Origin of the sequence: Paracoccus aerius, from assembly GCF_014656455.1 — a bacterium.
In the GTDB taxonomy this organism is placed as follows: Bacteria; Pseudomonadota; Alphaproteobacteria; order Rhodobacterales; family Rhodobacteraceae; genus Paracoccus; species Paracoccus aerius.
Window position 1 is genome coordinate 1 of record NZ_BNCL01000056.1, and the last position, 6,139, is coordinate 6,139.

At 61.7% G+C, this 6,139-nt stretch carries 8 protein-coding genes; all 8 read right to left on the reverse strand.

Features of this window, described 5'->3' with window-relative positions; all coding sequences use genetic code 11:
- A partial coding sequence (locus IE224_RS20350; protein ID WP_268246576.1) for a calcium-binding protein occupies positions 1-1,178 on the reverse strand: 1,178 nt, incomplete at its 3' end.
- A gap of 347 nt (positions 1,179-1,525) precedes the next feature.
- Entirely contained in the window at positions 1,526-2,014 is a 489-nt protein-coding gene (locus IE224_RS20355; RefSeq protein ID WP_191313305.1) for a hypothetical protein, read from the reverse strand.
- 222 nt (positions 2,015-2,236) lie between these two features.
- On the reverse strand, positions 2,237-2,416 hold the full coding sequence (locus IE224_RS20360; RefSeq protein WP_191313306.1) for a hypothetical protein: 180 nt from the start codon (positions 2,414-2,416) through the stop codon (positions 2,237-2,239).
- Positions 2,416-3,123, reverse strand: coding sequence for an arsenical resistance protein ArsH (gene arsH / locus IE224_RS20365; protein WP_191313308.1), 708 nt, complete (start codon positions 3,121-3,123; stop codon positions 2,416-2,418). The genes IE224_RS20360 and arsH overlap by 1 nt, the downstream gene beginning before the upstream one ends.
- The gene (arsB, locus tag IE224_RS20370) at positions 3,120-4,196 is read right to left on the reverse strand and encodes an ACR3 family arsenite efflux transporter (protein ID WP_191313310.1); all 1,077 of its coding nucleotides are present in this window, start codon (positions 4,194-4,196) and stop codon (positions 3,120-3,122) included. The genes arsH and arsB overlap by 4 nt, the downstream gene beginning before the upstream one ends.
- 15 nt (positions 4,197-4,211) lie before the next feature.
- Complete coding sequence (arsC, locus tag IE224_RS20375; RefSeq protein WP_191313312.1) at positions 4,212-4,637, reverse strand: arsenate reductase (glutaredoxin); 426 nt, start codon at positions 4,635-4,637, stop codon at positions 4,212-4,214.
- 3 nt (positions 4,638-4,640) lie between these two features.
- Entirely contained in the window at positions 4,641-5,006 is a 366-nt protein-coding gene (locus IE224_RS20380; RefSeq protein WP_167621400.1) for an ArsR/SmtB family transcription factor, read from the reverse strand.
- A 191-nt stretch (positions 5,007-5,197) separates the two neighbouring features.
- Entirely contained in the window at positions 5,198-5,533 is a 336-nt protein-coding gene (locus IE224_RS21540) for a hypothetical protein (protein WP_202380218.1), read from the reverse strand.
- Between the last annotated feature and the right edge of the window lie 606 nt (positions 5,534-6,139).

A 6,139-nucleotide genomic window follows, 5' to 3' on the forward strand; every position in this document is an offset into this window, starting at 1 on the left:
AAGCTGGCGGTGCTGCCGCCATTGGCGAAGGTGCCGGTGCCGCCGTTGAACACCACCGTCGAGGCGCCCGCCAGCGCAGCCCCCGACAGCGTGTCGCTGCCAAGGCCGCCGGTGATGGTGTCGGCCCCGAAGGTCCCCGTCAGGTTGACAAGGTCGTTGCCGTCGCCTGCATCGATGGTATCCGCGCCCGCGCCGGTGATCACGGCCTCGATGGTGTTGAAGCTGGCGGTGCTGCCGCCATTGGCGAAGGTGCCGGTGCCGCCGTTGAACACCACCGTCGAGGCGCCCGCCAGCGCAGCCCCAGACAGCGTGTCGCTGCCAAGGCCCCCGGTGATGGTGTCGGCCCCGANAGCCTCGGTCCCGCCATCGATGGTGTCTGCGCCGATTCCGCCGACGAGAGTATCGCTTCCTGCACCGCCATTGATGATGTCGTCGCCGGTTCCGCCATCGACGCTGTCATTGCCGAGGCCAGCGCTGACGGTGTCATTGCCATCCCCTGCCCGAATCACGTCATCGTTATAACCCGTTGCAGGGCTGCTGAGGCCGTCGCCGCCATCCACTTGATCGGAACCGCCGGTTCCTGGCTCGACATAGCCAGGACCAATCGAATCGTTTCCGCTGGTCCCGTCGATAACTCCGTCATCGAAGATCCCTAGTTGACGATCCACGAGCAGGCTGGCGTTGGGACTGGACACAGCATCCAGTTGGATAGACCTGATGGGCTTAGCCGTCAACGCTGCGTTGGTGGCTGTGGATGCAGGCGGCGCAAGGAATGTTTCACCGGATTCTGCCTGAACGACCTGCAACACCACATTCGATGCCGTCGTACCGTCAACATAGGTCACAGTGCCCGTGTAAAACACAAGTGCATCGAAGTTGTAGGTCTGCGTACCTGCTCCGATGTTGGTTGAGAACTGATCGACTAGGCTGCCGGACGCCGTGTTCGTATCAAGCTGAGCGGGGTCGCCCGACCGGTTGATCATCGTTGCCGACGTAATGCTGTTGTAGAGCGGCGATCCGGCTGAACCAAAGACACGTGGTCCAAGCCCGCTTTGTGCCGTCAACAACTGGCTTGCGTTCTCCGAGCCCGCTGTGCTTTCGGTGGGATCGAGGACAACAATGGCTCCAGCCGCGTTACGCGGAATACCAAGGTAAATCCAATTGAACGTCGTCGGCATGTTCTATCCTTCTTGACCCAGGGATGGAATTGCAAATCAGCGCCGGGCGTGCCGGCCTTCTTCTAAATTGCTGCTCGGTGACAGACGCCATTCACCGCTGGCCAGACGGCAGCGGATGCTTGAACGGAGAGGCATGTTATGTCGAGCAATGGCCTTCGAACCGCATGGGCGATTGAAATATGGCCCGAAACCACCCTGAGGGGCTGGACATGCATGAAGACAACCTTTTCAGACGACAGAATGTCAATCGAGGGCCGGCCAAGCTTGACCAGGCATAAGCATGCTCATAATACCAGATTGACGGTCGTTTAACAACCAGGGATTGAGAACTCCCTCTAGTTCTCTTGTTACGGTTCTGTCGGGGCTTTGGCGCGACCCCTCCTGACCTTGCGGCGCCAGCCGCTACGCTGCCGCAGGCAAGAAGCAAGGACCGGGTGATGACGACGCCATCCCGCCATCTCGACCCTGCGTGGCACATCCTGGGCCGGTCCGAACCACAACCCGATTGCCAAAGCATCGGAAAGCGATAGCCCCTGCGCCTGCAGCAAGGTCAGCCGATGCATCGAGACAATGGTGACAGCCAGGCCGAAGGTCACGAGGATGGCCGCCATGATCATGAAGGTCCGTTGCTCGGCGCGGTGGAGTTGCATGACGTCCTGGGCCTCGCGACCTGCATTCACAGCAGCCCGGGGCCTGTCGGAAATCAATTGCAGGATCAGCGGCAGGCTGACCAGCAGATGCAGGACCGCATGGTTGCTGCCCTTCTCCGCCAGTCCAACTGCCCAAACAGCCATGTTGAAGGTGGCCAGCTTGACGGTGCTCGCAAATCCACCCACAGGGTCAGTGCGGTGGGTGCGCTTCGGGTTTGTTCCTTGCAAGACCGGCAAGCGTGGCAAAGGCGGGATTGTAAAGCCCGGCACTCGTCCCGAGGCCGATGGCGCACCAGCCAGGAAGCCGAGGTGCGGCAGCGCAGATCATGCGACCAACGGCGTATAGCGCGCAGCCTGCCGCGCGAATAGGATGCCAGCCATTGCTGCGATCATGCGGCCAACAAAGGGTTACGCCAGCCCTGCACAGGCAAGCGCCGAGACAGCCCCGACTATCCAGGGCAAGGGCCAGCCGGTATCGGTGACAATCGGCTGTGCCAGCACCGCCATCAGATAAGAGCTGCTGCCCCACGCCAGGATCTGGACGATGCCGAGGCTTGAGACGACCGGCCAGCGGCGGATGGCCCTCATCAGGTGGCGGCTTTCAGGCTCACTGGGGCTTCCAGCTTTGCCGCCGTTTCCTTCCGCTCGCTGTAGCGGTCGGTCAGGACGTCTAAGAGGTCGCGCGTCAGCAGCGTGAACTTCACCAGTTCCTCCATCACGTCGACAATCCGGTCGTAGTAGCTCGACGGGCGCATCCGGCCAGCCTCATCGAACTCGTCATAAGCCTTGGCGACAGATGACTGGTTCGGGATCGTGACCATGCGCATCCAGCGGCCAAGGACGCGCATCTGGTTCACAGCGTTGAAGCTTTGCGAGCCGCCCGAGACCTGCATCAGCGCAAGCGTTCGGCCCTGGGTGGGCCGGATCGCCCCCATCGAGAGCGGGATCCAGTCGATCTGGGACTTCATCACCCCGGTCATGGCGCCGTGCCGCTCGGGACTGGTCCAGACCTGGCCTTCGGACCAGAGGCACAGGTCGCGCAGCTCCTGCACCTTCGGGTGCGAGGCCTCGGCGTCGTCTGGCAACGGCAGGCCATTGGCATGGAAGACGCGCGTCTCGCAGCCGAAGTGACGCAGCAGGCGCTCGGCCTCCAGCGTGGCGAAGCGGCTGTAGGAGCGTTCGCGCAGTGAGCCATAGAGCAGCAGGATGCGCGGCGGGTGGCCCGTGCGCGGCACCAAGGGCAGGCTCGGCTGGCGGAGAGCGTCGGCCGAGAGGTTCGGCAGGTCCGCGATCATGCGCGGGCCTCATTGTGCAGGGCAGTGTCAGAAAACCAGCGGCTGCCAAGCCGAAGGGCGACGTTGACCAGCAGGATCAGCACCGGCACCTCGACCAGCGGGCCGATCACCGCGGCGAAGGCCACCGGCGAGGCCAGGCCGTAGGCGGCAATGGCCACGGCAATCGCCAACTCGAAGTTGTTGCCGGCCGCGGTGAAGGCGATGGCCGTGGTGCGCGGGTAGTCCCGGGCGATCATCCGGCCCATGGCGAAGCTCAGCAGGAACTGGATGGCGAAATACAGCACCAGCGGAATGGCGATCCGCACCGCATCCAGCGGCAGCCGCACCAGGTCCCCGCCCTTGAGGCTGAACATCGCGACGATGGTGAAAAGCAGCGCCACCAGCGTGATCGGGCTGATCTTTGGCAGAAAGACGTCCTCATACCAATCCCCCCCTTTCCGGGCGATCAGGATGCGCCGGGTCAGGAAGCCGGCCAGGAACGGCAGGCCCAGGTAGATCAGCACAGCCTCCGTCACGGTCCAGAATCCCACGTCGATGACGCTGCCTTCAAGCCCGAACAGCGGCGGCAGCACGGTCAGGAACAGCCAGGCATAGGTCGAGAAGAACAGGATCTGGAAGATCGAGTTGAAGGCCACGAGTCCCGCGACATACTGGTTGTCGCCGCGCGCAAGCTGGTTCCAGACCAGCACCATGGCGATGCAGCGGGCGAGGCCGATCAGGATCAGGCCGGTCATGTATTCGGGTTGATCGCGCAGAAAGATCACGGCCAGGGCGAACATCAGCACCGGCCCGATGATCCAGTTCTGAACCAGCGACAGCACTAGGACACGTTTGTCGGCAAAAACCTGGTGCAGTTCCTCGTAGCGCACTTTCGCCAGCGGCGGATACATCATCAGGATCAGGCCGATGGCGATCGGGATGTTGGTCGAACCGACCGATATGGCATTCAAGGAGTCCGGCAGGCCGGTGAAGATCGTCCCGAGCGCGATGCCAAGCGCCATGGCCGCAAAGATCCAGAGCGTCAGGTAGCGGTCGAGAAAGGAAAGCCGGCTCGCAGGACGTGGAAAGGTCATCGCAATATCCTTTTGTCAGGCGGAGCGGGTGCGGTTGCCTTGCGCATCCACGACCTGTTCGCCGTCTTCCTTGCTGAAGGCGGATTTCTGCGGCGGCAGCAGATCGAGCACCTGTTCCGAAGGCCGGCACAGCCGCACGCCCCTGGGGCTGACCACAATGGGGCGGTTGATCAGGATCGGATGCGCCATCATTGCATCCAGCAGCGCCGCATCGGACAGGGAGGGGTCGTCCAGGCCGAGTTCGCCATAGGGCGTGCCCTCCTCGCGCAGCAGGTCGCGCGGCGCGATCCCCATCCGGGCGATCAACTGTTCCAGCATGGCGCGCGAGGGTGGGCATCTCAGATACTCGATGACATGCGGCTCAATGCCGGCATTGCGGATCATCGCCAGCGTATTGCGCGAGGTGCCGCAGCCCGGATTGTGGTAGATGACGACATCCATAGGTCAGGCGCTTTCGGTCAGGGTGGGGTTGCAGCCGCAGGCACAGGTCAGCGCCTCGACAGCAGGGGCGCAGATCTCGGGGTGGCCTTGACAGCAGTCCTTCAAAAGGAAGCCGACAAGCCCGGCCAAGGCGGAGTAAACAGCGCTGTAGATGATGTAGCGCCCATCGCGCCGGGACCGGATCAGTCCGGCATGTTCAAGATGGCTCAGGTGGAAGGACAAGCGCGAGGTCGTCGCGCCGCCGAGGGCTTCCCCGATCGCCCCTGCCGCCATGCCGTCCGGCCCGGCCTGAACCAGCAACCGCACCACGCGCAGCCGCGTCTCCTGGGACATAGCCGCAAAGGCGGCCAGAGCCTGAGGCTCCTCCATCGACTCAACTCCTCAACTGATGATGATTTATTGACCCAATGATCGACTTCAGTCAAGCAGTTTCCAGGATTGCGTGGTCTTCTTTTTTAGGCGCGTTGCGGCAGTTTGTTTGAACTTGCCGATATCATGGAGGGCGTTCAGGTTACTTCCCGTGTGTCTCGCTCGACGGCGACCGGGCTCTGGAAGGCGGGCTATGACTGTCGCCTGACGGGGTTATGGAACCCGTCGATGTGGCTGACGGCGGCCTTTTCGGCCTGTGCGCGGGTCTGCCATGCGACAAGCCGGATCAGTTCCGATTGGATGGTCTTGAAGAACGTCTCCAGCAGATGCGTCGCAAATCTGTGGCGCAGGATGTGCAGCGTGGCGCCTTCTTCACCCCTGCCATATTCTTGGCCGAGGTGAGTGACCGGTGCAGTTGTCGCGGAGAGATCGGGCTGATGCTTGGCAGGCCCGGGAAGAGTCTGGCCGTCAGGACGCACCTCGCGCCTATAGCGGCGTAACAACTCCAGCAGGCTGGGCGACAGCATGACCTTGCGTTCCTTATGCCGCCCTTGCCCTGTTTGACATGGATCAGCTTCCGGTCGCTGTCGATGTCGCTGATCCTGAGACTGCACACCTTCGCCGAACACAGTCCGGCAATTTGATGCCATCAACCGCCCGCCTTTTGCTGACACCCTGTTGACACATCCATTAAACGCAAAGTGCCTCCCGGGGGGAGGTTTTTTGGTGTGCTGATGCGGTGTGTTTCTGGTTGCGGGGGCAGGATTTGACCTCAACCGAACCAGTGCCACGCTTCAACTCAACCCAAGCAGTGCCGGCAGTTACCAAACATCTGGGTGAAGGCAACCTGTTGCTATACAAGTCGGAGATTGGCCGCTTGTAGATAATTAAGCGCTTCCGTTTCGTCATGCGGATCAGTCCTTCGTCAATCGCCAAAGCTTAGCAACTGGTCTGAATTTCTGCGACCACCTCTGTCACACAGCGAAAAGTGTACCGACTTTCACTGCTGGCCGATCAATTCATCCAGAAACTTGGCTGCACCTTGAACTTTGAGCTACTCCCCGATCCTTGGACAGTTTTCGGGGATGTTTAAGCTACTGCCTGCGCCTGCTGATCGGTTTCGATGGTGTTGA